Annotated in this window: 15 protein-coding genes; 11 read left to right on the forward strand and 4 right to left on the reverse strand. The window is 73.1% G+C overall.

Translation table 11 applies throughout. The features are described 5' to 3' along the window. The first annotated feature begins 1,312 nt into the window (after window positions 1–1,312). From ACIQGZ_RS27510 to ACIQGZ_RS27540, 7 genes are all read left to right on the forward strand, one after another. Window positions 1,313–2,335, forward strand: coding sequence for a LacI family DNA-binding transcriptional regulator (locus tag ACIQGZ_RS27510; RefSeq protein ID WP_402606854.1), 1,023 nt, complete (start codon window positions 1,313–1,315; stop codon window positions 2,333–2,335). 334 nt (window positions 2,336–2,669) lie between these two features. Beyond that, window positions 2,670–4,100, forward strand: coding sequence for an extracellular solute-binding protein (locus tag ACIQGZ_RS27515; protein WP_402606857.1), 1,431 nt, complete (start codon window positions 2,670–2,672; stop codon window positions 4,098–4,100). Between the two features lie 81 nt (window positions 4,101–4,181). Next, the gene (locus ACIQGZ_RS27520) at window positions 4,182–5,147 is read left to right on the forward strand and encodes a carbohydrate ABC transporter permease (protein WP_402606860.1); all 966 of its coding nucleotides are present in this window, start codon (window positions 4,182–4,184) and stop codon (window positions 5,145–5,147) included. Window positions 5,148–5,164: 17 nt separating this feature from the next. Next, window positions 5,165–6,055 (forward strand): carbohydrate ABC transporter permease, encoded by an 891-nt coding sequence (locus ACIQGZ_RS27525; protein WP_402606863.1) that lies wholly within the window; start codon window positions 5,165–5,167, stop codon window positions 6,053–6,055. A 127-nt stretch (window positions 6,056–6,182) separates the two neighbouring features. Continuing rightward, entirely contained in the window at window positions 6,183–7,823 is a 1,641-nt protein-coding gene (locus ACIQGZ_RS27530) for a glycoside hydrolase family 13 protein (RefSeq protein ID WP_402606865.1), read from the forward strand. A gap of 417 nt (window positions 7,824–8,240) precedes the next feature. Next, entirely contained in the window at window positions 8,241–11,129 is a 2,889-nt protein-coding gene (locus ACIQGZ_RS27535; RefSeq protein ID WP_402606868.1) for a discoidin domain-containing protein, read from the forward strand. A 118-nt stretch (window positions 11,130–11,247) separates the two neighbouring features. Continuing rightward, complete coding sequence (locus ACIQGZ_RS27540) at window positions 11,248–15,537, forward strand: discoidin domain-containing protein (RefSeq protein ID WP_402606871.1); 4,290 nt, start codon at window positions 11,248–11,250, stop codon at window positions 15,535–15,537. An 81-nt stretch (window positions 15,538–15,618) separates the two neighbouring features. On the opposite strand, the gene ACIQGZ_RS27545 is transcribed toward ACIQGZ_RS27540, so the two are convergent. Further along, window positions 15,619–15,849, reverse strand: coding sequence for a hypothetical protein (locus ACIQGZ_RS27545; RefSeq protein ID WP_402606874.1), 231 nt, complete (start codon window positions 15,847–15,849; stop codon window positions 15,619–15,621). 205 nt (window positions 15,850–16,054) lie between these two features. Between ACIQGZ_RS27545 and ACIQGZ_RS27550 the strand changes: the two genes are divergently transcribed. The 4 genes from ACIQGZ_RS27550 to ACIQGZ_RS27565 all read left to right on the forward strand — a co-directional run bounded on the left by ACIQGZ_RS27550 (window position 16,055) and on the right by ACIQGZ_RS27565 (window position 21,182). Beyond that, the gene (locus tag ACIQGZ_RS27550) at window positions 16,055–17,332 is read left to right on the forward strand and encodes a polyprenyl synthetase family protein (protein ID WP_402606877.1); all 1,278 of its coding nucleotides are present in this window, start codon (window positions 16,055–16,057) and stop codon (window positions 17,330–17,332) included. Between the two features lie 43 nt (window positions 17,333–17,375). Further along, on the forward strand, window positions 17,376–18,881 hold the full coding sequence (gene crtI / locus ACIQGZ_RS27555) for a phytoene desaturase family protein (protein ID WP_402606880.1): 1,506 nt from the start codon (window positions 17,376–17,378) through the stop codon (window positions 18,879–18,881). Beyond that, entirely contained in the window at window positions 18,878–19,852 is a 975-nt protein-coding gene (locus tag ACIQGZ_RS27560) for a phytoene/squalene synthase family protein (RefSeq protein ID WP_402606883.1), read from the forward strand. The genes crtI and ACIQGZ_RS27560 overlap by 4 nt, the downstream gene beginning before the upstream one ends. A 334-nt stretch (window positions 19,853–20,186) precedes the next feature. Next, window positions 20,187–21,182: a DUF5914 domain-containing protein gene (locus tag ACIQGZ_RS27565; protein WP_402606886.1), complete on the forward strand. Its 996-nt coding sequence runs from the start codon at window positions 20,187–20,189 to the stop codon at window positions 21,180–21,182. Between the two features lie 37 nt (window positions 21,183–21,219). Here the strand turns inward: ACIQGZ_RS27565 and ACIQGZ_RS27570 are convergent, their stop codons facing one another. The 3 genes from ACIQGZ_RS27570 to ACIQGZ_RS27580 all read right to left on the reverse strand — a co-directional run bounded on the left by ACIQGZ_RS27570 (window position 21,220) and on the right by ACIQGZ_RS27580 (window position 24,761). Next, entirely contained in the window at window positions 21,220–22,761 is a 1,542-nt protein-coding gene (locus tag ACIQGZ_RS27570) for an FAD-dependent oxidoreductase (RefSeq protein WP_402606890.1), read from the reverse strand. Then, on the reverse strand, window positions 22,758–23,480 hold the full coding sequence (locus ACIQGZ_RS27575) for a methyltransferase domain-containing protein (protein WP_402606892.1): 723 nt from the start codon (window positions 23,478–23,480) through the stop codon (window positions 22,758–22,760). Before ACIQGZ_RS27575 ends, ACIQGZ_RS27570 begins: the two co-directional genes overlap by 4 nt. Before the next feature lie 90 nt (window positions 23,481–23,570). Beyond that, window positions 23,571–24,761, reverse strand: a complete 1,191-nt coding sequence (locus tag ACIQGZ_RS27580; RefSeq protein ID WP_402606895.1) for a lycopene cyclase family protein — start codon at window positions 24,759–24,761, stop codon at window positions 23,571–23,573. Window position 24,762 lies beyond the last annotated feature (1 nt).

A 24,762-nucleotide genomic window follows, 5' to 3' on the forward strand; every position in this document is an offset into this window, starting at 1 on the left:
ACCGAAGGACGTCGAACTCGCCGCATAACCTCAGCAACCCCGAACCACCCCAAACCCGACAGGAGCGCCTTGACGAAAGACATAGAGGCACCCCCAGGCTGCGCCTACCCGCTCCGCCCTGCCCACCGCCGGCGCACGTCCCACCCCGGAGCAGCCCGCCGCAGTCCTCCTACCGCCCTGCCGCAAGGCAGCGGCCCCGGACCCCCACCCCACCAACACGCCCGCCCGATCGTCCCCGGCCCGCCGCCGGCCCGACCCCTCTCCCGCCCCGGTACGTCCGCCCCGCCCCGCCAGGCGCGACCCCGCAGGCGGCGCCCCCGGACCCCGCCCGCGCGCAGCCGGGCGCATTTCCCGTACCGGAGCGGCCCGCCGCAGTCCAACGCAGCAGTGGCCCCGCGCCCTCCTCTGCCCTGCCCTTGCCCCTCTCGGCACCAGGCGTGACCCCGCAGGCCGCCCCTGGGGGCCCTGCCCGCAGCCCGGCGCAACTCCCGGCCAGGGGGTAGCCCGCGTAAGCCTGCGTACCTTCCCGTCCCCGGCTTGCCGCCGCGCGTGTCCCCGCAGGCGGTGCCCCCGGGGCCCTGCCCGCGCATCCCCTGCTCGCGGCCTGGCGCAACTCCCGTCCCCGGGGGCAGCTCGCCGTAAGCCTCCGTGCCCGTCCTCGCCCGCCGCCGCGCGCGTCCCCGCAGGCGGTGCCCCCGGGCCCTGCCCGCGCGCCCCCTGCCCGCAGCTCGGCGCGGCTCCCGGCCGGGGGGTAGCCCGCCGTAAGCCTCCGTGCCCGTCCTCGCCCGCCGCCAGGCGCGGACCCCGAAGGCGGCCCCCCGGAGCCTGCCCGCGCGCCCCCTGCCCGCAGCTCGGCGCGGCTCCCGTCCGGGGGGGTAGCCCGCCGTAAGCCTCCGTACCCGTCCTCGGCTTGCCGCCGCGCGCGGCCCCCCGGAGCCTGCCCGCGCACCCCCTGCCCGCAGCTTGGCGCGGCTCCCGGCCGGGGGGTAGCCCGTCGTAAGCCTCCGTACCCGTCCCCGGCTTGCCGCCGCGCGTGTCCCCGCAGGCGGTGCCCCCGGGCCCTGCCCGCGCGCCCCCTGCCCGCAGCCCGGCGCAACTCCCGTCCCCGGGGGCAGCTCGCCGTAAGCCTCCGTACCCGTCCCCGGCCCGCCGCCAGGCGCGGACCCCGCAGGCGGCCCCCCGAAGCCTGCCCCCGTACCCCCTGCCCGCCGCCAGGCGCAACTCCCGGCCCGGAGCAGTGACTTGCAAGCTTTCGGAAAATGAGAGCACCCAACTGAAAATTGCACGCTTAGGATGTCCTACGATCGCAGGTATGACACGACGACTTGCGGAAGTGGCCAAGAAGGTCGGCTTGAGCGAGGCCACGGTCAGCCGTGTGCTCAACAACCGGCCGGGCGTCTCGGAGAACACCCGCGCCGCAGTCCTGACCGCGCTGGACGTCCTCGGCTACGAGCGGCCCACCCAGCTGCGGGGGCAGCGCTCCCGGCTGGTGGGGCTGGTGCTGCCCGAACTCCAGAACCCTATCTTCCCCGCCTTCGCCGAGGTGGTCGGGGCGGCACTGGCGCAGCAGAGCTTCACCCCCGTGCTGTGCACCCAGACCGCCGGCGGTGTCTCGGAGGCGGACTACGTCGGCCTGCTGCTCCAGCAGCAGGTCTCCGGTGTGGTCTTCTTCGGCGGCGCCTACGCGCAGGAGGACGCCCCGCACGGCCACTACGACCTGCTGTCGGAGCGCGGCCTGCCCACCGTGCTGCTGAACGCGGCCGTCGACGGGCTGGACTTCCCCCGGGTGGCCTGCGACGACGCCGTCGCGGTGACCCAGGTCTTCGGGCATCTGCGGCAGCTGGGCCATGAGCGGATAGGCATGGTCCTGGGCCCGCAGGACCACGTCCCGTCCCGCAGAAAGCTGGCCGCCGCCCGCGTCGAGGCGGCGGCCGTCGGCCGCGAGCTGCCGGACGAGCTGGTCGAGCGGGCGCTGTTCTCCCTGGAGGGCGGCCACGCGGCGGCCACCCGCCTGCTGCGCCACGGTGTCACCGCGATCGTCTGCGCCAGCGACCCGCTCGCCCTGGGGGCGATCCGGGCGGTGCGCCGCCACCGCCTGTCGGTCCCCGGGGATGTCTCCGTCGTCGGCTACGACGACTCCTCGTTCATGACGTGCATCGACCCGCCGCTGACCACGGTGCGCCAGCCCATCGAGGCGATGGGGCGGGCGGTGGTCGACCTGCTGACCGCCGAGATCGCCGGTACCTGGGGCGACCACGGCGAGATCTTCTTCGAACCCGAGCTGGTCGCGCGGGCCAGCAGCGGCCCCGTCGCACAGTCGTCCACGGTGCGTTAACCAGCAGCCACGGACCGCTGAGTCACGACTGAGTATCGAGTTTTTGCGAAATCCAGTCGACATCTTGTGGACATCTGTCGCGGATGGTTAAGTGACTCGCGCCAGCAGGCAATGCGCGGCAACGGAGCCCCGTACCAGGTGCTCCGCCACGCGCACCGGCCCCGCCGGGCCCGCGATCAGCCACGATCCAGCGGTCCGGCGAGCCACCGAAAGCATGACCTTGCAGAACTCCCCGCCCCGGTCCGACGGACGGAGCGGGCCCCCACTGGATCACACGGACCGCGCGCCCTCCGCGCGAATACTGTCCACCGTGCTTGAAGAAGGGTCCACCCGCATGAACAGAACCCGGCTGCTCCGCAGAGCGGTCTCCGCCGTCGCAGTCGCCGGCCTCGCCCTCTCGGCCGCGGCGTGCAGCAGCTCCGGCAGCAGCGGCAGCAGCGGCGAGGAGAGCAAGGCCGGTTCGGGGAGCAGCACCAAGGCCGCAGGCGACGCGTCCTCGGCCAAGCTCGACCCGAACGCCAAGGTGACGATCAGCATCGACTGTCAGCCGCCGACCACCAAGACCGCCGAGCGCAAGGAGTGGGCGGAGGACATCGCGGCGTTCAAGACGATGTACCCGAACGTCACCATCAACTCCAAGGACACCTCGCCCTGCGAGGAGCCGGCCCGCTTCACCGCCCAGCTTCAGGGCAAGACCCAGCCGGACGTCTTCTACACCTACTTCACCGACCTCAACCAGGTGCTGGACGCCGGTGGCGCCGAGGACATCTCGCAGTACGTCAACGACGAGACCGTCCCGGCGCTCAAGGACATCGACCCCTCGGTGCTGGACACCCTGAAGTCGGACGGCAAGCTGTACGGCCTGCCCAAGTCCAACTACAAGATGGGCCTGCTCTACAACCGCAAGCTCTTCAAGCAGGCCGGCCTGGACCCGGACCAGCCGCCGACGACCTGGGACGAGATCCGCGCCGACGCCAAGAAGATCGCGGCGCTGGGCGGCGGCGTCTACGGCTACGGCGAGTACAGCGCGACCAACCAGGGCGGCTGGCACTACACCGCCGAGCTGTACGGCCTCGGCGGCAAGATGGTGAACGACGACGCCACCAAGGCGACCTTCAACACCCCCGAGGGCAAGCAGGTCCTGCAGAACCTGTACGACATGCGCTGGACCGACAAGAGCATGGCCGCCGCGCAGGGCCTGAAGTGGCCGGACCTGATGACGCAGATGGCCGCCAACAAGCTCGGCATGTACGTCGGCGCGCCGGACGACATCACGTACATGGTGCAGACCCTCAAGGGCAACTACGAGGACTACGGCATGGGCCCGATGCCGGGTGAGCAGGGCGCCCTGCTCGGCGGCGACGACTACATGTTCAAGAAGGGCTCCACGCCCGACCAGATCAAGGCCGGCATCGCCTGGATCAACTTCAAGTACCTGACCATGGGCAAGGGCCAGTTCGACTACGCCCGCACCAAGGCCGACGGCCTGCCCGTGGGCCTGCCGGAGCCGTTCTTCTTCGGCGGCGCCACCCTGGACGCGGACAACAAGGCCAAGGCCGCCAGCGCCACCGTGCCGGTCGCCAACTACGCGCCCTACCTGGCCAAGTCGGTGCCCGGTGTGACCGAGCCCGCCAACGCCCAGCAGATCTACAAGGTGCTCGACAACCCGGTCTCCGCCGTGCTGACCGACAAGAACGCCAACATCGACAAGCTGCTCTCCGAGGCCGAGAACCAGGTCAACCAGGTCCTCGCGTCCCTGCAGTAACGGCAACCGGGGGGCCGGTCCGGCGGCCGGCCCCCCGCGCAGCCCCGGTACGACCGATCAGCAGCTGAACCAGGAGAAGCGATGGCAGCGATCACCGTCTCCCAAGACAAGACCAGGCGGGGCCCCAGGGGATGGGGTCCCGGCCAGCGGGGTGCCGCCGGCGACCAGGAGCGCGGCGGCCTGCGGAGGAAGGTGCGGCGGAACATCTCGGCGCACGGCTTCCTGCTCGGCGCGCTGCTCTGCTTCGGGTTCTTCACCTGGTACCCGATGGTCCGCGAAGTGATCATGAGCTTCCAGAAGACCAAGCGCGGCGAGACCAGCTGGGTCGGCCTGGAGAACCTGGACAAGATCTTCGCCGACCCGGCCTTCTGGCAGGCATGGCGCAACACCCTGCTCTACACCGGCCTGGCCCTGGTCCTCGGCTTCGCCATCCCCTTCTTCGTCGCGATCCTGCTGAACGAGCTGCGGCACGCCAAGTCCTATCTGCGCATCCTGGTCTACCTGCCGGTGATGCTGCCGCCGGTCGCCTCGGTACTGCTGTTCAAGTACTTCTACGACCCGGACTTCGGCCTCTTCAACCACATCCTCTCGGCGCTCCACCTGCCCACCTCGCTCTGGCTCAACTCCGCCAGCACCGCGATGATCTCGGTGGTCATCGCCTCGACCTGGATGAACATGGGCAGCGCCACCCTGATCTACCTGGCGGCGCTCCAGACCATCCCCGGCGAGCTGTACGAGGCGGCCGAGCTGGACGGCGCCGGCCTGCTGCGCAGGATCTGGCACGTCACCATCCCGCAGACCCGGCTGATCCTCTCGCTGCTGCTGCTGCTCCAGATCGTGGCCACCATGCAGGTCTTCGTCGAACCCTTCCTGCTGACCGGCGGCAACGGCCCCCAGGGGTCGACCACCACCGTGGTCTACCTCGTCTACCAGTACGCCTTCAACTTCAACAACTACGGAAGCGCCTCGGCGCTGGGTCTGGTCATGCTGCTGGTACTCGCCGGGTTCTCCGCCGTGTACGTGCGGCTGAGCCGCAACTCCGACTGAGGACGGGAGCCGCAACCATGGCAGCGAACGCCGGACAAACCCGCACCCTGATATCGCAGACCCAGCTGAACCGCCCGGTCGGCAAGGCCGTCTACTGGACCGTGCTCACCATCGTGGTCCTCGGGTTCACCCTGATCTTCCTGGGCCCGCTGTATTGGCTGGTCACCGGTGGCCTCAAGTCCACCAGCGAGGTCATCCAGAACCCGCCGACGATCTTCCCCAAGAAGATCCACACCGATACCTACAGCCAGGCGTGGACCCAGCTGCACATCGGCAAGCTGCTCTTCAACACCCTGTACTACGCCTTCGGCGCGCTGGCCTTCCAACTGGTCTTCGACGTCGCGGCGGCCTACTCGCTCTCCAAGCTCAGGCCGGTGCTGGGCAATGTGATCCTCGGCCTGATGCTCGCCACCCTGATGATCCCGGCCACCGTGCTGATCGTCCCCCAGTACCTCACCGTGCTGGACCTGCCGATCCTGCACATCAGCCTGATCAACAAGCCGTGGGCGATCTGGCTGCCGACCATCGCCAACGCCTTCAACATCTTCCTGCTGAAGCGCTTCTTCGACTCGATCCCCGAGGACCTGATGGCCGCCGCCGCCATCGACGGCGCCTCCCCGCTGCGGACGCTGCGCTCCATCGTGCTGCCGATGTCCCGGCCGATCCTCGGTGTCGTCTCGATCTTCGCGGTGGTCAACGTCTGGAAGGACTTCCTCTGGCCGCTGCTGGTCGAGCCGGACCCGGCCAACCAGACGCTCAACATCGGCATCAACTCGCTCGCCACCGGCGTGCCGCAGAACGTCATCATCGCGGCGCTGGCCATCGCCTCCGCGCCGACGATCGTCTTCTTCCTGATCTTCCAGCGCAACATCATGTCCGGGCTCACCTCAGGCAGCCTCAAGGGCTGACCCCCGTACGGCCCCAGTCGCGCCCCCGAGCAGCCGCCGGCCCAGCCCATTCCGTCCCCGCGGAACGGCCGGCGGCCCGGCCCGCGCCCGGACTTCATCCCGCTCTCGGTCGAAAGGACCCTCCACCGTGGTACAGCAGCCCCAGCCCCAGCCCCAGCGTCCGGGTTGGTGGCGCGACGCCGCGATCTACCAGGTCTACCCGCGGAGCTTCGCCGACGGCAACGGCGACGGCACCGGAGACCTGGCGGGAGTCCGCGCCAAGCTCCCCTACCTCGCGGACCTGGGCATCGAGGCCATCTGGTTCAACCCCTGGTACCCCTCACCGATGGCGGACGGCGGCTACGACGTCGCGGACTACCGCGACATCGACCCCGCCTTCGGCACCCTGGCCGACGCCGAGAAGCTGATCACCGAGGCCCTCCAGTTCGGCATCCGCACCATCGTCGACGTCGTCCCCAACCACATCTCCGACACCCACCCGTGGTTCCGCGCCGCCCTGGCCGCGCCGCCCGGCAGCCCCGAGCGGGAGCGCTTCCACTTCCGCCCCGGACGCGGCCCGGACGGCAGCGAGCCGCCGAACAACTGGGTCTCCGAGTTCGGCGGCGTGCCGTGGACGCGCACCACCAACCCGGACGGCACCCCGGGGGAGTGGTACCTCCACCTGTTCGCCACCCAGCAGCCCGACCTCAACTGGGACCACCCCGAGGTCCGCGCCGAGCACGAGGACATCCTGCGCTTCTGGTTCGACCGGGGCGTGTCGGGCGTACGGATCGACTCGGCCGCGCTGTGCGCCAAGGACCCGCAGCTGCCCGACTTCGAGAAGGGCGTCGACCCGCACCCCTTCGTCGACCGCGAGGAACTGCACGGCATCTACCGCTCCTGGCGGGCCATCGCGGACTCCTACGACGACCCCCGGGTGCTGATCGGCGAGGTCTGGCTGCCCGACGCCGAGCGCTTCGTCCGCTATCTGCGGCCCGACGAGATGCACACCGCCTTCAACTTCGACTTCCTGGCCCGCGCCTGGGACGCCGAGCAGCTGCGCACCTCCATCGACACCACCCTCGGCCTGCACGCCCCGGTCGGCGCCCCCGCCACCTGGGTGCTCTGCAACCACGACGTCACCCGCACCGTCACCCGCTACGGCCGCGCCGACACCCGCTTCAACTTCGCCGACAAGGCGTTCGGCACCCCCACCGACCTGGCACTCGGGCTGCGCCGCGCTCGGGCCGGCGCGCTGCTCTCGCTGGCGCTGCCGGGAGCGGTCTACCTCTACCAGGGCGAGGAGCTGGGCCTGCCGGAGGTGGAGAACCTGCCACTGGACCGGCTCCAGGACCCCATGCACTTCCGCTCCGGGGGCACCGACCCCGGGCGGGACGGCTGCCGGGTGCCGCTGCCGTGGAGCGGCACCACCCAGCCGTACGGCTTCAGCCCCGACGGCGTCGAACCCTGGCTGCCGCAGCCGGACGACTGGGCCGCCCTCACGGTCGAGGCCCAGTCCGCCGACCCCGACTCCATCCTGTCGCTTTACCGCACGGCCCTGCGGCTGCGCCGCAGCGAGCCGGGGCTGCGCAGTGCGGAGTTCGGCTGGCTGCCCGGTGCGCCGGGCGTGCTGGCCTTCCACCGCGGCGACGGGTTCAGCTGCGTGGTGAACCTCTCCGACGCTCCCGTACCGCTGCCCGGCGACGCCACCGTGCTGCTCGGCAGTGCCGGGCCGCTGGACGGCGAGCTGCCCCCGGACACCGCTGTCTGGCTGCGCCAGGCCGGCTGACCCCGCACACCCCCCCCGACGGCGAGGGCCGCGGACTCGATGAGTCCGCGGCCCTCGCCGTTCTGCGTACCAGGGGTCAGTCCACTCATTACAAATAGATGTCGATTCCTTGCGAACGGGTGTGGGCGGGCGCAGCCCATTCGGCGGCTGATCGCCGCCGGCGGTCGGGCAGGCCCGGCCCGCTGACCGGCGGGTCAGGAGCCGATCTGTGAGCCGTCTATCGAAGACTTGCAAGCACACTGTCAAAAATTTGCTCCTGCTTATGGACTTTCATCCGGCGGCCCTCATAGTCTTCCCACGCTCCCCCGAAACCTCCGCGTAACGCGGCCCGTACGGCTGCCCGCGCGGAGGGGGGTGCAGAGCTCCTCTGGTCCACCACTTCGTGCCCCCCACGACCAGCAAGGATGTGCATCCGCGATGCAGTCACCACCCAGAAGTCGGCTTCGCCGCAGTCTGGCCACTCTCACCGCCGGCACGCTCGGCGTCGCAGGCGTACTGACCGCCGTCGTCACCAGCGCCGGCACCGCCCAGGCCGCAGGTGTCAGCACCCTGTCGCCGCTGGCGGTCAGCGGCCGCGGCGCCACGGTGCCGTTCGTCGAGCAGGAGGCGGAGTACGCCGCCACCAACGGCACGGTGATCGGCCCCGACCGCCAGTACGGACACCTCCCCTCCGAGGCGTCCGGCCGGCAGGCCGTCACCCTGAACGCCGTCGGCCAGTACGTCGAGTTCACGCTCACCCAGCCCGCCAACGCGGTGGACTTCCGCTACAGCCTGCCCGACTCCCCGGACGGCAAGGGGCGCAACGCCTCGATCGACCTACTGGTCAACGGGTCCAAGCTGAAGAGTGTCGACGTCACCTCCAAGTACAGCTGGTACTACGGCGGTTACCCGTTCAACAACAACCCGGGTGACACCAACCCGCACCACTTCTACGACGAGGCCCGGACGATGTTCGGCTCGACGCTACCCGCCGGGACCAAGATCCGGCTCCAGGTGTCGTCCACCGCCCAGTCGCCCACCTTCACCATCGACCTGGCGGACTTCGAGAAGGTCGCGGACCCGATCGCCAAGCCGGCCGGCGCCCTCGACGTGGTCGCGGACTTCGGCGCGGACCCGACCGGCGCCACCGACTCCACCGCCAAGTTCCAGGCCGCGGTCAACGCCGGTGCGGCACAGGGCAAGACGGTCTACATCCCGCAGGGCAACTTCACCCTGTACAGCCATGTGATCGTGGACAAGGTGACCCTCGCGGGCGCCGGCCCCTGGTACAGCGTGCTCGGCGGCCGCGACCCGAACGTCCGCAGCCACGCGGCGGGCATCTACGGCAAGTACGTCAGCGACGGCGGCCCCAGCCAGAACGTCACCCTCAAGGACTTCGCCATCATCGGCGACATCCAGGAGCGGGTGGACGAGGACCAGGTCAACGCGCTCGGCGGCGCGATGTCCAACTCCACGGTGGACAACCTCTGGTTGCAGCACACCAAGGTCGGCGCCTGGATGGACGGTCCGATGGACCACTTCACCATCAAGAACAGCCGCATCCTGGACCAGACGGCCGACGGCGTGAACTTCCACACCGGCGTCACCAACTCGACCGTCACCAACACCTTCGTCCGCAACACCGGTGACGACGGCCTGGCGTCCTGGCCGCAGGACAAGCCCAACGTGAACGACAGCTTCACCCACAACACCGTGGTGCTGCCGATCCTGGCGAACAACATCGTCACCTACGGCGGCCGGGACTTCACCATCTCGGACAACGTGATGGCGGACACCATCTCCAACGGCGGCGGCCTGCACATCGCCAACCGCTACCCGGGCGTCAACTCCGGCAGCGGCACCGCCGTCGCGGGCACCATCACCGCCGCCCGCAACACCCTGATCCGCACCGGCAACAGTGACTACAACTGGAACTTCGGTGTCGGGGCGATCTGGTTCGACGGCCTCAACGAGCCGATCACCGGCGCCACCGTGAACGTCAGCGACACCGACATCCTGGACAGCTCCTACGAGGCCATCCAGTCCATCGAGGGCGCCGTCAGCGGGATCAACCTCACCAACGTCAACATCGACGGTGCCGGCACCTACGCCATCCAGGCCCAGGCCAACGCCTCGATGAAGTTCACCAACGTCACCGCCAAGAACATCGCGCAGAGCGCCACCCCGATCCACAACTGCATCGGCGCCGGCCTGGTGATCGCCGACGGCGGCGGCAACTCCGGCTGGAACACCGGCTCCACCTGCACCGGCAACTGGCCGGCCCCGCAGTGGACCTACGGCGGCCGCCCGGCCGGCGGCAGCACCCAGCCGACCAACCCGCCGACCACGCCCCCCACCACCCCGCCGACGACTCCGCCGACGACGCCGCCGACCACCCCGCCCACCACGCCCCCCACCACCCCGCCGACCTGCCCGTCGGGCACCGGCAACCTGGCGCAGGGCAAGGCGGCCACCGCCACCAGCAGCGTGCAGACCTACGCGGCGGCCAACGCCACCGACGGTGACGCCAACAGCTACTGGGAGTCCAACAGCAACGCCTTCCCGCAGTCCATCACGGTCGACCTCGGCTGCACCGTCAACGTGGACCACCTGGTGCTGAAGCTCCCGCCGTCCAGCGCCTGGGGCAAGCGCACCGAGACCCTCCAGGTCCAGGGCTCCACCGACGGCAACAGCTGGTCCAGCCTCAAGGGCAGCGCCGACTACACCCTCGACCCGGCCACCGGGAACAGCGCCACCGTCACCCTGACGGGCGGCAACGCCCGCTACGTCAAGGCCACCTTCACCGGCAACACCGGCTGGCCGGCGGCCCAGCTCTCCGAGCTCCAGGTCTTCGGTACCCCGGCGACCACCCCGCCCACCACCCCGCCGCCGACCTCGCCCCCGGCCAACACCAACCTGGCCCAGGGCAAGGCCGCCACCGCGTCCAGCAGCGTGCAGACCTATGTGCCGGGCAACGCCACCGACGGTGACGCCAACAGCTACTGGGAGTCCAACAGCAACGCCTTCCCGCAGTGGCTCCGCGTCGACCTCGGCTCCAACCAGTCCGTCGGGCGCCTGGTGCTGAAGGTCCCGCCGGCGAGCAGCTGGGCCAAGCGCACCCAGACCCTCCAGGTCCAGGGCTCCACCGACGGCAACAGCTACAGCAACCTCAAGGCGTCGGCGGACTACACCTTCGACCCCGCCTCCGGGAACAGCGCCACCATCACCTTCCCGGCCGGCACCGCCCGGTATCTGAAGGTCACCTTCACCGGCAACACCGGCTGGCCCGCGGCCCAGCTCTCCGAGCTCCAGGCGTACACCTCCTGAGCATCCCCCCGATCCCGTCCGCTCGGCCCCTCGCCGGGCGGACGGGCCGGGCCGCACCCAGTTCCACTTCGCCAGTCCCAGCCTGTCCATCCACCAGAGACAGAGGACGACCATGAGAATGAGAAGCCTCGTACCAAGGCTCCTCGCAGCCCTGCTCTCCACCACACTGCTGCTCCTCGCCGGCCCGGTGGTCCAGCCCGCCGTGGCGGCGAGCGCCAACCTGGCCTCCGGCCGACCGGTCTCGGTCAGCAGCACCAACGGCAACAACCCGGCCGGCAACCTCAACGACGGCAACCAGGCCAGCTACTGGGAGAGCGCCAACAACAGCTTCCCGCAGTGGGCCCAGGTCGACCTGGGCAGCAGCACCAGCATCTCCCAGGTGGTGCTGAAGCTCCCCGCCTCCGCCGACTGGGCCAAGCGCACCGAGACCCTCGCGGTCCAGGGCAGCGCCGACGGCACCAGCTTCACCACCCTCGTCAGCTCCGCCGGGTACGTCTTCGACCCGGCCTCCAGCAACACGGTGAAGATCAACTTCCCGGCGAGCAGCACCCGGTACGTCCGGGTGAACATCACCGCCAACACCGGCTGGGCCGCCGCCCAGATCTCCGAGTTCGAGGTCTACGGCGCCACCACCTCCGGCACCGACCTGGTCGCCAACGGCACGCTGACCGCCAGCTCCTCCAACTCCCCCTACACCCCCGGCAACGCGGGCGACGGTGACCAGGGCAGCTACTGGGAGAGCGCGGGCAGCTTCCCGCAGTGGCTGCGGGCCGACCTCGGCGCCTCGGTCAGCGTCAGCAAGGTCGTGCTGAAGCTCCCCACCGGCTGGGAGAAGCGCACCGAGACCCTCGCGATCCAGGGCTCCACCGACGGCAGCAACTTCAGCGACATCGTCGCGTCCAAGGGCTACGTCTTCGACCCCGCCGCCGCCAACACCGTCACCGTCAACTTCGACGCCGCCACCACCACCCGCTACCTGCGGCTGAACTTCACCGGCAACACCGGATGGACCGCGGCCCAGCTCTCGCAGTTCGAGGCGTACGGCCCCGCCACCGGTGACACCCAGGCGCCCACCGCGCCGGCCAACCTCGCCTACACCCAGCCGGCCTCCGGCCAGATCAAGCTGACCTGGAGCGCGTCCACCGACAACGTCGGCGTGACCGGGTACGACATCTACGCCAACGGCACGCTGCGCACCTCGGTGGCGGGCAATGTCACCACGTACACCGACAGCCAGCCGGACAGTGCGACGGTGTCGTACTTCGTGCGGGCCAAGGACGCGGCCGGCAACCAGTCGGGCAACAGCAACACCGTGACCCGGACCGGCGCCACCGGCGACACCCAGGCGCCCACCGCGCCGGCCAACCTCGCCTACACCCAGCCGGCCTCCGGCCAGATCAAGCTGACCTGGACGGCGTCCACCGACAACGTCGGCGTGACCGGGTACGACATCTACGCCAACAACGTGCTGCGCGGCAGCGTGGCGGGCAATGTCACCACGTACACCGACAGCCAGCCGGACAGTGCGACGGTGTCGTACTTCGTGCGGGCCAAGGACGCGGCCGGCAACCAGTCCATCAACAGCAACACCGTGACCCGCAACGGCACCACCAGCGGCAACGGCTCCAACATGGCCGTCGGCAAGCCGATCACCGCGTCGTCCACCACCCAGACGTTCGTGGCGGCCAACGCCAACGACAACAGCACCAGCACCTACTGGGAGGGCGCCGGCTTCCCCAGCACGCTGACCGTCGACCTCGGCGCCAACGCCGACGTCTCCTCGATCGTGCTGAAGCTCAACCCGGACGGCGCCTGGTCGACCCGCACCCAGAACATCCAGGTGCTGGGCCAGGAGCAGAGCGGCTCGTCGTTCACCTCGCTCTCGGCCGCGGCCAACTACACCTTCAACCCGGCCTCGGGCAACACCGTGACCATCCCGGTCACCGCCCGGGTGTCCAAGGTGCAGCTGAAGATCGCCTCCAACACCGGAGCGGGCGGCGGCCAGATCGCCGAGTTCCAGGTCATCGGCACCCCCGCGCCCAACCCGGACCTGACCGTCACCGGCATCACCTCCTCGCCCGCCTCCCCGGTGGAGAGCGACACGGTCACCCTCTCCGCGACCGTGAAGAACATCGGCACGGAGAGCTCCGGCGCCACCGACGTCACCTTCTACCTGGGTGACTCGCTGGTCGCCACCGCCCCGGTCGGCGCGCTGGCCGCCGGTGCCTCCACCACCGTCTCCGCCTCCATCGGCGCCCGTGACGCGGGCAGCTACCCGCTGAGCGCCAAGGTGGACGAGTCCGGCAAGGTCATCGAGCAGAACGAGACCAACAACACCTACAACAGCCCCTCCCCGCTGGTCGTCCGCCCGGTCGACAGCTCCGACCTGGTGGCCTCGCCGGTCAGCTGGACGCCCGGCAACCCGTCGGCCGGCAACACCGTGACCTTCTCGGTGGCCCTCAAGAACCAGGGCACCGTGGCCTCCGCCGGCGGCGCCCACGCCATCACGCTGACCATCGTGGACGCCACCTCCGGCAGCACCCTCAAGACGCTGACCGGCTCCTACAGCGGCGCCATCGCCCCCGGTGCGACCACCAACCCGGTCTCGCTGGGCACCTGGACGGCGGCCAACGGCAAGTACACCGTGAAGACCGTCATCGCGGACGACACCAACGAGCTGCCGGTCAAGCGGACCAACAACACCAGCTCGCAGCCGCTGTTCGTCGGCCGCGGCGCCAACATGCCGTACGACACCTACGAGGCCGAGGACGGCGTCCTGGCCGGCGGCGCGGCCGTCGTCGGACCCAACCGCACCGTCGGCGACCTGGCCGGCGAGGCGTCCGGCCGCAAGGCCGTCACCCTCAACACCACGGGCAGCTCGGTGGAGTTCACCACCCGGGCCGCGACCAACACCCTGGTCACCCGGTTCTCCATCCCGGACGCCCCGGGCGGCGGCGGCATCAACGCCACCCTGGACATCTACGTCAACGGCACCCTGCTCAAGCCGATCAACCTTACCTCCAAGTACGCCTGGCTGTACGGCGACGAGACCTCCCCGGGCAACTCGCCGGGCTCCGGCGGCCCGCGCCACATCTACGACGAGGCCAACATCATGCTCGGGACGACCGTCCCGGCCGGCAGCAAGATCAAGCTCCAGAAGGACGCCGCCAACACCTCCACCTACGCGATCGACTTCATCGACCTCGAGCAGGTCACCCAGATCGACAACCCCGACCCCGCCTCCTACGCGGTGCCCGCCGGCTTCGCCCAGCAGGACGTGCAGAACGCCCTGGACAAGGTCCGGATGGACACCACCGGCAAGCTGGTCGGCGTCTACCTGCCCCCGGGCGACTACCAGACGTCGAGCAAGTTCCAGGTGTACGGCAAGGCGGTCAAGGTCATCGGCGCCGGACCCTGGTACACCCGGTTCTACGCCCCGACCACCCAGGACAACACCGACGTCGGCTTCCGCGCCGAGGGGACGGCCAAGGGCTCGACCTTCGCCAACTTCGCCTACTTCGGCAACTACACCTCGCGCATCGACGGACCGGGCAAGGTCTTCGACTTCTCCAACATCACCGACGTCACCATCGACAACGTGTGGAACGAGCACACGGTCTGCCTCTACTGGGGCGCCAACACCGACAACATCACCATCAAGAACTCGCGCATCCGCGACACCTTCGCCGACGGCATCAACATGACCAACGGCAGCACCGACAACCACATCACCAACATCGAGGCCCGCTCGACCGGTGACGACAGCTTCGCGCTGTTCTCCGCGATCGACGCCGGCGGCGCCGACGAGAAGAACAACGTCTTCGAGAACCTCACCGCCAAGCTGACCTGGCGCGCCGCCGGTGTCGCGGTCTACGGCGGGTACGCCAACACCTTCCGCAACATCTACATCGCGGACACGCTGGTGTACGCGGGCATCACCATCAGCTCGCTGGACTTCGGCTACGCCATGAACGGCTTCGGCACCGACCCGACGAACCTGCAGAACATCTCGATCGTCCGGGCCGGCGGCCACTTCTGGGGCAGCCAGACCTTCCCCGGCATCTGGGTCTTCTCCGCCTCCAAGGTGTTCCAGGGCATCCGGGTCAGCGACGTGGACATCACCGACCCGACCTACAGCGGCGTCATGTTCCAGACCAACTACGTCGGAGGACAGCCCCAGAACCCGATCAAGGACACCGTCTTCACCAACGTCACCATCACCGGCGCCCGCAAGAGCGGTGACGCCTACGACGCCAAGTCCGGCTTCGGCCTCTGGGCCAACGAGATGCCCGAGTCCGGCCAGGGCCCGGCGGTCGGCTCGGTCACCTTCAACAACCTCAAGCTGAGCGGCAACGCGGTCGACGTGCGCAACACCACCTCGACCTTCACCATCAACGTCAACCCCTGACCCTGCGACCAGCAGGCTGCGGCGCCGCCGGGACACCCCGTCCCGGCGGCGCCGCCGCGCGCCGCCGACCCCGCACCGGCCTCAGGCCGAGTGCCGCAGCTGCGCCGCCAGCCCCCGCGCCCAGTGCGCGAACTCCGCACGGCGCGCCCGGCCGCCGCACACCGCAGCGGCCTGCGCCTCGGTGAGCCGGTCGGCACCGGAGTCCGTCAGCAGCCGGGCGCACTCCTCCAGCACCGAGGCGAGCCGCTCGGCGTCGGCGTGGTCGACCGTGGGTGTCTCCTGATGGCGGCTGATGGTGACAGATCCCGGCATGACGCCTCCCGTACTCGGCCCCCACCCCACGGTAACCCCGGCCCCGGCCGGGCCGCCGACCGTGGCCGCGCCACCGTACGGGCCGCCCTCGCGCCACCGTACGGGCCGCCCTCGCGCCACCGTACGGGCCGCCGCCGCGCCGCCGTGTGGGCCGTCCGTGTGGGCCGTCGATTGGCCCGCCCGCCGCCGGGTAGCGATGGCAGACGTGCACGACGCTCTCCCCGTACGGCGGCCCGCCGCCCCCGCCTCCCGGGCCGCTCCGGCACCCGGCGAACCGGGCTGCCCGCCCGCCGCCGGGCCCGCTGCCGCCGCGCCGTCCGGGCAGCTGCCGTCCGGGCAGCTGCCGGCCGGGCCGCTGCGGGCCGGGCCGCTGCGGAGCGGGATCGAGGCCCGGGTGCAGGCCGAACTCACCCGCTACCTCCACCGGCGCCGCCAGGAGTGCGGCACCGGAGCCGGCGCCGACCTCGCCGACGCCCTCTGCGACTTCGTCCTACGCGGCGGCCGCCGCATCCGCGCCCGCTTCGCCTGGTACGGCTGGGCGGCCACCGGCGGCGCCACCAGCAGCGACACCGGCAGTGACACCGGCAGTGACACCGGCAGTGACACCGAAGGGGCCGCCCGGCTGCCGCTGCTGCTCGGCGCCGCCCTGGAACTGCTGCACGCCTGCGCCCTGATCCACGACGACGTCATGGACGGCTCCGGCACCCGGCGCGGCGCACCCGCCCTGCACGAGGAGTTCACCCGCCGGCACCGCGCGACCGGACGGCACGGCGACCCCCGGCCGCACGGCACCGCACACGCCGTACTCGCCGGAGACCTCGCCCTGGTCTGGGCGGAGGACCTGCTGACCAGCGCCTGCGCCCACGACGAGGCGGCCGGCCGCCGACTGCGCGTACCCTGGCGCGCCCTGCGCACCGAACTGGTCACCGGCCAGGCCCTGGACCTGCGCCTGGAAGCCGACCGGTCCGACTCCCCGGCCGCCGCCCTGCGCGCCGCCGAACTGAAGACCGCCCGCTACACCGTGGAACGCCCGCTGCACCTCGGCGCCGCCGCCGCCGGAGCCGACGCCGCCCAGGTCACCGCATTGCGCGCCTTCGGCCGCCGGGTCGGCCTCGCCTTCCAGCTGCGCGACGACCTGCTCGGCGTGTACGGCGACCCCCGGGTGACCGGCAAACCCAACGGCGACGACCTGCGGGCCGGAAAACGCACCTACCTGGTCACCGTGGCCCTGGCCGCCGCCCGCCACCGGGGCGACCGCGCCGCCGAGGACGAACTGCACCGGCTGCTCGCCGCCCCCGCCCCCGACGCGCCCGCACTCGACCGCTTCCGCGACCTGCTCGCCGCCCTCGGCGCCGTCCGCACCGTCGAGCAGCGGATCGCCCGGCTGACCGACGACGGCCGCCGACTGCTGGCCACCGCCCGCCTCGACCCCGCGGCGGCCGCCGCCCTCGACGACCTCGCCGCCGCGATCGTGCGCGGCTGACGGCCATGGGCCGCCGACCCGAACACGACGAAAGGCCCCGGCCATGAGGACCGTCCCCGGACGCACCGACCACGTGGTGGTCATCGGAGCCGGCCTGGCCGGCCTCTCCGCCGCCCTGCACCTGCTGGGCGCCGGCCGCCGCGTCACCCTGCTGGAACGCGGCCCGCTGCCCGGCGGCCGGGCGGGCCGGGAAGACCTGGCCGGCTACCGGCTGGACACCGGCCCCACCGTGCTGACCATGCCCGACCTGCTGGACGAGGCGTTCGCCGCCGTCGGCACCTCCGCCGCCGAACACCTGGACCTGGTCCCGCTGCACCCCGCCTACCGCGCCCGGTTCGCCGACGGCTCCGGGCTGGACGTGCACACCGACCCGGCCGCCATGGAAGCCGAGGTCGAGCGGTTCGCCGGCGCCCGCGAGGCGATCGGCTACCGGCGGCTGCGCCGCTGGCTGACCGCGCTGTATCGGGTGCAGATGCGCAGCTTCATCGACGCCAACTTCGACTCCCCGCTCGGCCTGCTCGGCCCCGACCTCGCCCGGCTCGCCGCGCTCGGCGGCTTCGGCCGACTCGGACCCCGGATCGGCCGCTTCCTCAGCGACGAGCGGCTGCGCCGGGTCTTCTCCTTCCAGTCCCTGTACGCGGGCGTGCCACCCGCGCGGGCCCTGGCCGCGTACGCCGTCATCGCCTACATGGACACCGTGGCGGGCGTCTACTTCCCGCGCGGCGGCATGCACACCGTCCCCACCGCACTCGCCGCCGCCGCCCGCCGCGCCGGCGCCGAACTGCGCCACGGCGCCGAGGCCACCGCCCTGGAACGCTCCCCGGGCGGCACCCGCGTCCACGCCGTCCGCACCGCCGACGGCGAGCGGATCGCCTGCGACGCCGTCGTACTGACCCCCGACCTGCCCGCCGTGCACCGGCTGCTCGGCGCCGCCCCGCTGCGGCCGACCCGGCTGCGCTGGGCGCCCTCGGCGTTCCTGCTGCACGCGGGCACCGACCGCACCTGGGACGGGCTCGGCCACCACACCCTGCTCTTCGGCGCGGCCTGGGAACGCACCTTCGAGGAGCTGACCCGCACCGGGACGCTGATGAGCGACCCCTCGGTGCTGATCACCCGGCCCACCACCACCGACCCCACCCTCGCACCGCCGGGCCGCCATCTGCACTACGTCCTCGCGCCCTGCCCCAACCTGCGGTCCGCGCCGCTGGACTGGGCGCGCGTCGGCCCCCGCTACCGGGACCGGCTGGTCACCGAGCTGGAACGCCGCGGCCTGACCGGCTTCGGCACGGCCGTCCGGGCGGAACGCGTCGTCACCCCCGCCGACTGGGCGGCCCAGGGCCACGCCGCCGGCACCCCCTTCTCCGCCGCCCACACCCTCGCCCAGACCGGCCCGTTCCGCTCCCGCAACCTGGTCCGGGGCACCGAGAACGCCGTCCTGGCCGGCTGCGGCACCGTACCCGGCGTCGGCGTCCCCACCGTGCTGCTCTCCGGGAAACTCGCCGCCGCCCGGATCACCGGCCTGCACCGCCGCACCCGGGCCCACGGATGACGCCCCCGCCCACCGCCGACCGGGACCTGGACCGCGCCGGCATCACCGACCCCGCCCTGCGCGCCGCCTACCTGCGCTGCCGCCGACTCAACGCCCGGCACGGCCGCACCTACTACCTGGCCACCCGGCTGCTCACCCCCGCCCGGCGCCCCGCCGTCCACGCCCTGTACGGCTTCGCCCGGCTGGCCGACGACATCGTCGACGACCTCGCCACCGACGCCCGCCCCGCCGAACGCGACCGCGTGCTGCGCGACCTGGAGCAGCGGCTGGCCCACGGGCTGGCCACCGGGCGCAGCGACCACCCCGTTGTCGCGGCGCTCAGCGACACCGCCGCCCGCTACCGCATCGACCACCGCCACTTCGCCGCCTTCATGGCCTCGATGCGGATGGACCTCACCGTCACCGACTACGCCGACTGGACCGAGCTGCACCGCTACATGTACGGTTCCGCCGCCGTGATCGGCCTCCAGGTCCTGCCGGTCCTGGGCACCGCCGCGCCGCAGGAGGAGGCCGCCCCGCACGCCGCCGCGCTCGGCATCGCCTTCCAGCTGACCAACTTCCTCCGTGACGTCGGCGAGGACCTGGACCGGGACCGCGTCTACCTGCCCGCCGACCGGCTCGCCGCGTACGGCGCCGACCGGGCGCTCCTCCAGTGGTGCCGCGACACCGGCCGCACCGACCGCCGGGTCCGCGCCGCCCTGCGCGACCTGCTGCACGCCACCCGCCGCGCCTACCGCTACGCCGCCCTGGGCATTCCCATGCTCGACCCGCTCTCACGGCCCTGCGTCGCCACGGCGCTGACGCTGTACGGCGGCATCCTGGACCGGATCGAGGCCGCCGACTACGCCATCCTCAACCACCGCGTCACCGTCAGCCGCACCCGCCGCGCCACCACCGCCCTCACCGCCCTGGCCCGCCTCACCCTGACCCGCACCCGCACCGCGAGGAACGGCGCACCCAGCCCCCCGTAACCCAGCAACCCCACAGCCACCCACCGCCCCGTCAGGGCCACGCCCGCCACGACCAGCCCCCGACCTCCCCGTAACCCACCCATCCCGCCGCCACCGGCCGCCCCGTCAGGGGCGCGAGGAACTGCGCGCCCAGCCCCCGACCTCCCCGTAACCCACCCATCCCGCCGCCACCGGCCGCCCCGTCAGGGGCGCGAGGAACTGCGCGCCCAACCCCCGCCCCCCGTAACCCACCAACCCCACAGCCACCCACCGCCCCGTCAGGGGCGCGCCCGCCAGGGCCACGCCCGCCACGACCACCCCCGCAACCGACGCCCAAACGCCCCCGAGGAGCCCGATGCCCCCGCCCCGCGCCCGCCGCCGCGTCCCACTGGACCTGCTGCGCGGCCCCGGCTGGGCCGACCAACCCCCCACCTGGCGCGACGCCCGCCCCGCCCTCATCGCCGGCGCCCTGGCCCGCGCCCGCGCCCGCCCCACGGGCAACTGGTTCGTCCTGGCGGCCGGCCACGAGGTCCGCCCCGGCCGCCCCCTCGGCCGTACGATCGCGGGAACCGAACTCGTCGCCTGGCGCGGCACCGACGGCCGCCTGCACGCCGGCCCCGGCGCCTGCCCGCACCTGGGCGCCCCGCTGTGCGACGCCCCGGTCCTGCGCGGCCGTCTGGTCTGCCGCTGGCACGGCCTGGCCCTGGGCCCCGACGGCTTCCCCGGCTGGCAGCCCTTCCCCGCCCATGACGACGGGCTGCTCGCCTGGGTCCGGCTGGACGCCGCCGGCGGCGAGCCGCCGACCCCCACGCCGCCGGTCCCGCCCCGCCCCGCCCCGGCGGCGTCGCTGACGGCGGTCACCACGGCGGTCGGCGGCTGCGAGCCGCAGGACGTGGTCGCCAACCGCCTCGACCCCTGGCACGGCGCCTGGCTGCACCCGTACGCCTTCGCCGACCTCACCGTCGTCGAGACCCCCGCCCCGGACGCCGACCGCTTCACCGTGGAGGTGGCGTTCCGGCTGCGCGGCCGGGTCGGGGTGCCGGTACGGGCCGTCTTCACCGCCCCCGGGCCGCGCACCGTGGTGATGCGGATCGTCGCGGGGGAGGGGGAGGGCAGCGTGGTGGAGACGCACGCCACCCCGCTGACCCCGACCGGCCATGACCGCCCCCGCACCGCCGTGATCGAGGCGGTGGCCGCCCACTCCGACCGCCCCGGCTTCGCGGCGGCCCGCCGAGCCGCGCCCCTGCTGCGCCCCCTGATCCGGCGGACCGCCGCCCGCCTCTGGCGCGACGACCTGGCGTACGCGGAACGCCGCTGGCAGCTCCGCGCCTCCGACCGCTTCCCCGGCTGACCCGCCCCGCCTCGCCCCCCCGGCCCCGGGTGCGCCCTCACCCGTACCGCGCCAGCGCCCGCAGCGGCGCCGACCGCCCCGCCACCGGGACGGACCAGAGCGTCTGACCGCGTACGCCCCAGCTCGCCAGCAGGCCGTTGGCGGCCAGGAAGCCGGTGGTCGCGGCCCGCTCCATCAGCGCCACCGGCAGCTCGCAGCGGACCAGGTCCCCGGCGAGCATCAGCCGGGGGTGGGGGGTGTGCACCTCGGGGCGGCCGTCGAAGCCGCCCACCGGGAAGAGCGGGCAGTCGTCGTGCCACTCGTGCCGCTCGTCCACCACCCGGGCCCGGACCGTCTCCGGGTACACCCGGTGCAGCTCGGCCGTCAGCCGCCGCCGCACCCGCTCCCGGTCGGCGGCCGGGTCGACGGCGTACGCGTGCAGCTCGACCACCGAGCCGCCGGTGCGGGCCGCCCAGCGCGCCGCCTCGCCCTCCCAGCGCTCCAGCACGCTCACGTTGTCCAGCGGCCCCCAGCCGCTGGTGCCCAGGAACCCGGCGCGGTCCGGCCGCACCGGCGTGTCCAGCCAGAGCCGGGAGACCAGGAACGGGGGCGCCTGCCGCAGCGCGGCGATCCGGCGCCGCCAGGCGCCGTCGCCCAGCCCGGGGGAGGCCGCGACCAGGCCGCGCAGCCCGCCGGTGTCGGCCGCCAGCACCACCGCGTCGTACGTCTCGGGCCCGCCGCGCCCGGCCGCCACCTCGAAGCCCGCCCCGGCCAGCGGACGCACCCGCTCGACCGCCGTGCCGGTGCGCACCCGCACCCCGTGGCCGCGCAGGTAGTCCGCCAGCGGGTCCCACAGCGCCTGCGGGTACGGCTCGGCCGGCACGTCGAACAGCAGCCCTTCGCTGGACCCCAGGAAGTAGATGTGGAACATCAGCGCCAGTTCGGCGGCGGACAGCTCGGCCGGGTCGGCGAAGAAGCTGCGCGAGAACACCTCGAACGCCAGGTGCCGCGCCTGCTCCGGGAACCGCACCGCCCGCAGGAAGTCCAGCGCGCTGGTCCCGTCCAGCCGCCGGTAGACCTCCGGCACCCGTACGTCCAGCAGCGGCAGCGCGGCCCTGGCGTTGATCGCCGCCAGCCCGGCCAGGTCGAAGGTCGGGCTGAGCGCGGCGAACCCCAGCGCGCTCCACGGCGGGGTGCGGGGCACCCGGGCGAAGCTGTCCCGGGCGCCGCCGCGCCGCAGCAGCGGGTAGTCGGGCAGCGGGACCAGCGCGGTCAGCCCCGGGTCGGCCCGGCGCAGCAGGCCGCGCAGGTTGTAGTACTGCCGGAAGAAGGCGTGGAAGCCCCGGCTCATGGTCGCCGCCGAACCGTCCGCCAGCGTGGTCGGCCACCCGGCGAGCCGCCCGCCGAGCGTCGCCCGCCGCTCCAGCAGGTCCACCCGGACGCCGCGCTCGGCCAGCGCGGTGGCGGCGGCCAGTCCGGCGATCCCGCCGCCGACCACGGCGGCCCGGGGCGCGGGGGAGCCGACCCGCTCCCGGCCGGGCGGACCGGGCCGGCGGTGGGCGCGGCGGTCCCGGCCCCGGCGGGGCGCGCCGCCGCTCACCGGTCGGCCGCCGGGCGCCGCGCGGTGAAGGTGTGGGTGATGCCCCGCTGCCACCCGCCCACCGGGGAGACCCGTACGTCGGCGAAGCCCGCCCGCCGCAGCCGGTCCCGGAAGGCCGGCGCGGTGTCGAACTCCAGCACGCTGCGCCACAGGTGCCGGTAGAGGCCGGGGCCGCCCGGCCCGACCGCCCCGAGCGGGATCACCACGCCCCAGCAGACCGCCGACCACACGGCCCGGTGCACCGGGGCGCCGGTCAGCGTGTAGTCGTGGACGGCCAGCCGCCCGCCGGGCCGCAGCAGCCCCCGGACCGCCGCCAGCACCGCGTCCGGGCCGGCGGTGTTGCGGACCAGGTAGGCGGCCAGCACCGCGTCGAACGGCCCGGTCACCCCCGCTCCGGCCAGCGACTCGGCCGCGCCGTGGACGAAGTCGACGCCCGGCGGCCAGCGCTTGGCCCGCGCCCGCGCCAGCATCCCGGCCGAGGCGTCCACCGCCGTGATCCGGGCCCGTGGCGCGGCCCGCAGCAGCGCCGCCGTGGACGCGCCGGTGCCGCAGCCCAGGTCGAGCAGGTGCTGCCCGGCGCCGCCGCCGGGCAGCGCGAGCCGCCGGGCGGCCAGCCGCAGCTGGGCGTGGTAGCCGGGGTTGGCGGCCACCAGCAGGTCGTAGGCGGGGGCGGAGCGGTCGAAGGCGTCGGCCAGCCCCGGGCCGTGCAGCAGCGTCATCGGGAAGCCTCCCAGGCGGTTCGGCGGCGGGCCGACCGTACGTCCGCGCGGTGCCCGCGCCCGGCGGGCACGCCGCACCGCAGTGCCGCGCTACCCCGGATGACCGGCGCGGCGGCGCAGCAGTGCCAGTTCGGCGCAGCTCAGCGCCATCGGCAGCACCGGGCCGCGCAGCCCGATCAGCAGTTCGTCGCGCAGCCGGGAGCGGCCGTCCAGGAAGCGCAGCAGCCGCCCCGGCGGATGGCCGGCGAACAGCCCGGCGAAGTACGCGGCGCCGTCCAGCCGGCCCCGGTCCAGCGCCCGCAGCAGCGCGGCGTCCATCACCAGGTGCCGCCGCCGGTGCGCGGGGGGCGGCAGCGGGACCCGTCCGGCGGCGTAGGCGCGGGCGATGGCCCGGGTCTGCCGCTGGATGCCGCTGAAGGTGTAGCCGGTGGCCGGGCGGGTGGCGCCCCCGGCGGTGCCGATCCGGAAGACCCGGGCGCCGGTGCGGCGCGGGAAGACGGCGTCGGTCATCGGGATCGCCCCCTGCTCGCTGCCGGTCACCTCGAACGGCCCGAGCCCCAGCACTTCGCGGGTGTACCGGTCCAGCTCCGCGTCGTACGCCTCCCGGCCCAGCGGCGCCCGGGAGAACCGGGTGTACTCCACCAGGGCCTGTCCCGGCCCGGTCGGCAGCACATAGCCGAAGGCCAGGCCCCGGGGCGGCTGCGGGACGCGGAAGTCCATCAGCAGCGCCGCCGCCGGGTCGAAGGCGGGCCGGGCGGTCCGGACGAACCAGCCCCGGAAGTGCTGCACCAGCCGGGTGCGGGCCGGCGGCAGCACGGCGGGCGGCCGGGAGTCGAACACCCAGCGGGCCCGCAGCCGCAGCCGCCCGGCGGGGGTGTCGGCGTCCACCTCGGCCCACCGGCCGCCGTCGCGTACGGCGGTGACGGCGGCGGTCAGCCGGCGTACGGCGGGCCGGTCCGCCAGCTCGCGGGCCACCAGCGCGGCGAAGTCATCCGACCGCAGCATCTTGTAGCGCAGCGGCGCCACCGGCGCCTCGGTCCGCCCGCCGCCGGGGCCGTACACCGCGACCCGGTCCCAGGAGGCCCGGACCGCCGCGTCGTACTCGCCGCCCGGCGCCGCCTCCCACCAGCACCAGGTGCGCTGCGGGCTGCGCAGCGGCCCGGCGGGCGGCTCCAGCACCAGCGCCGCCGCCGGGCCGGCCGGACCGAGAGCGGCCAGCCGCCGGGCCAGCGACAGCCCGGCCGCCCCGGCGCCGATGATCACCACGTCCGCGTCGTCCACG

The organism is Streptomyces sp. NPDC092296 (genome assembly GCF_044755465.1).
GTDB lineage: Bacteria > Actinomycetota > Actinomycetes > Streptomycetales > Streptomycetaceae > Peterkaempfera.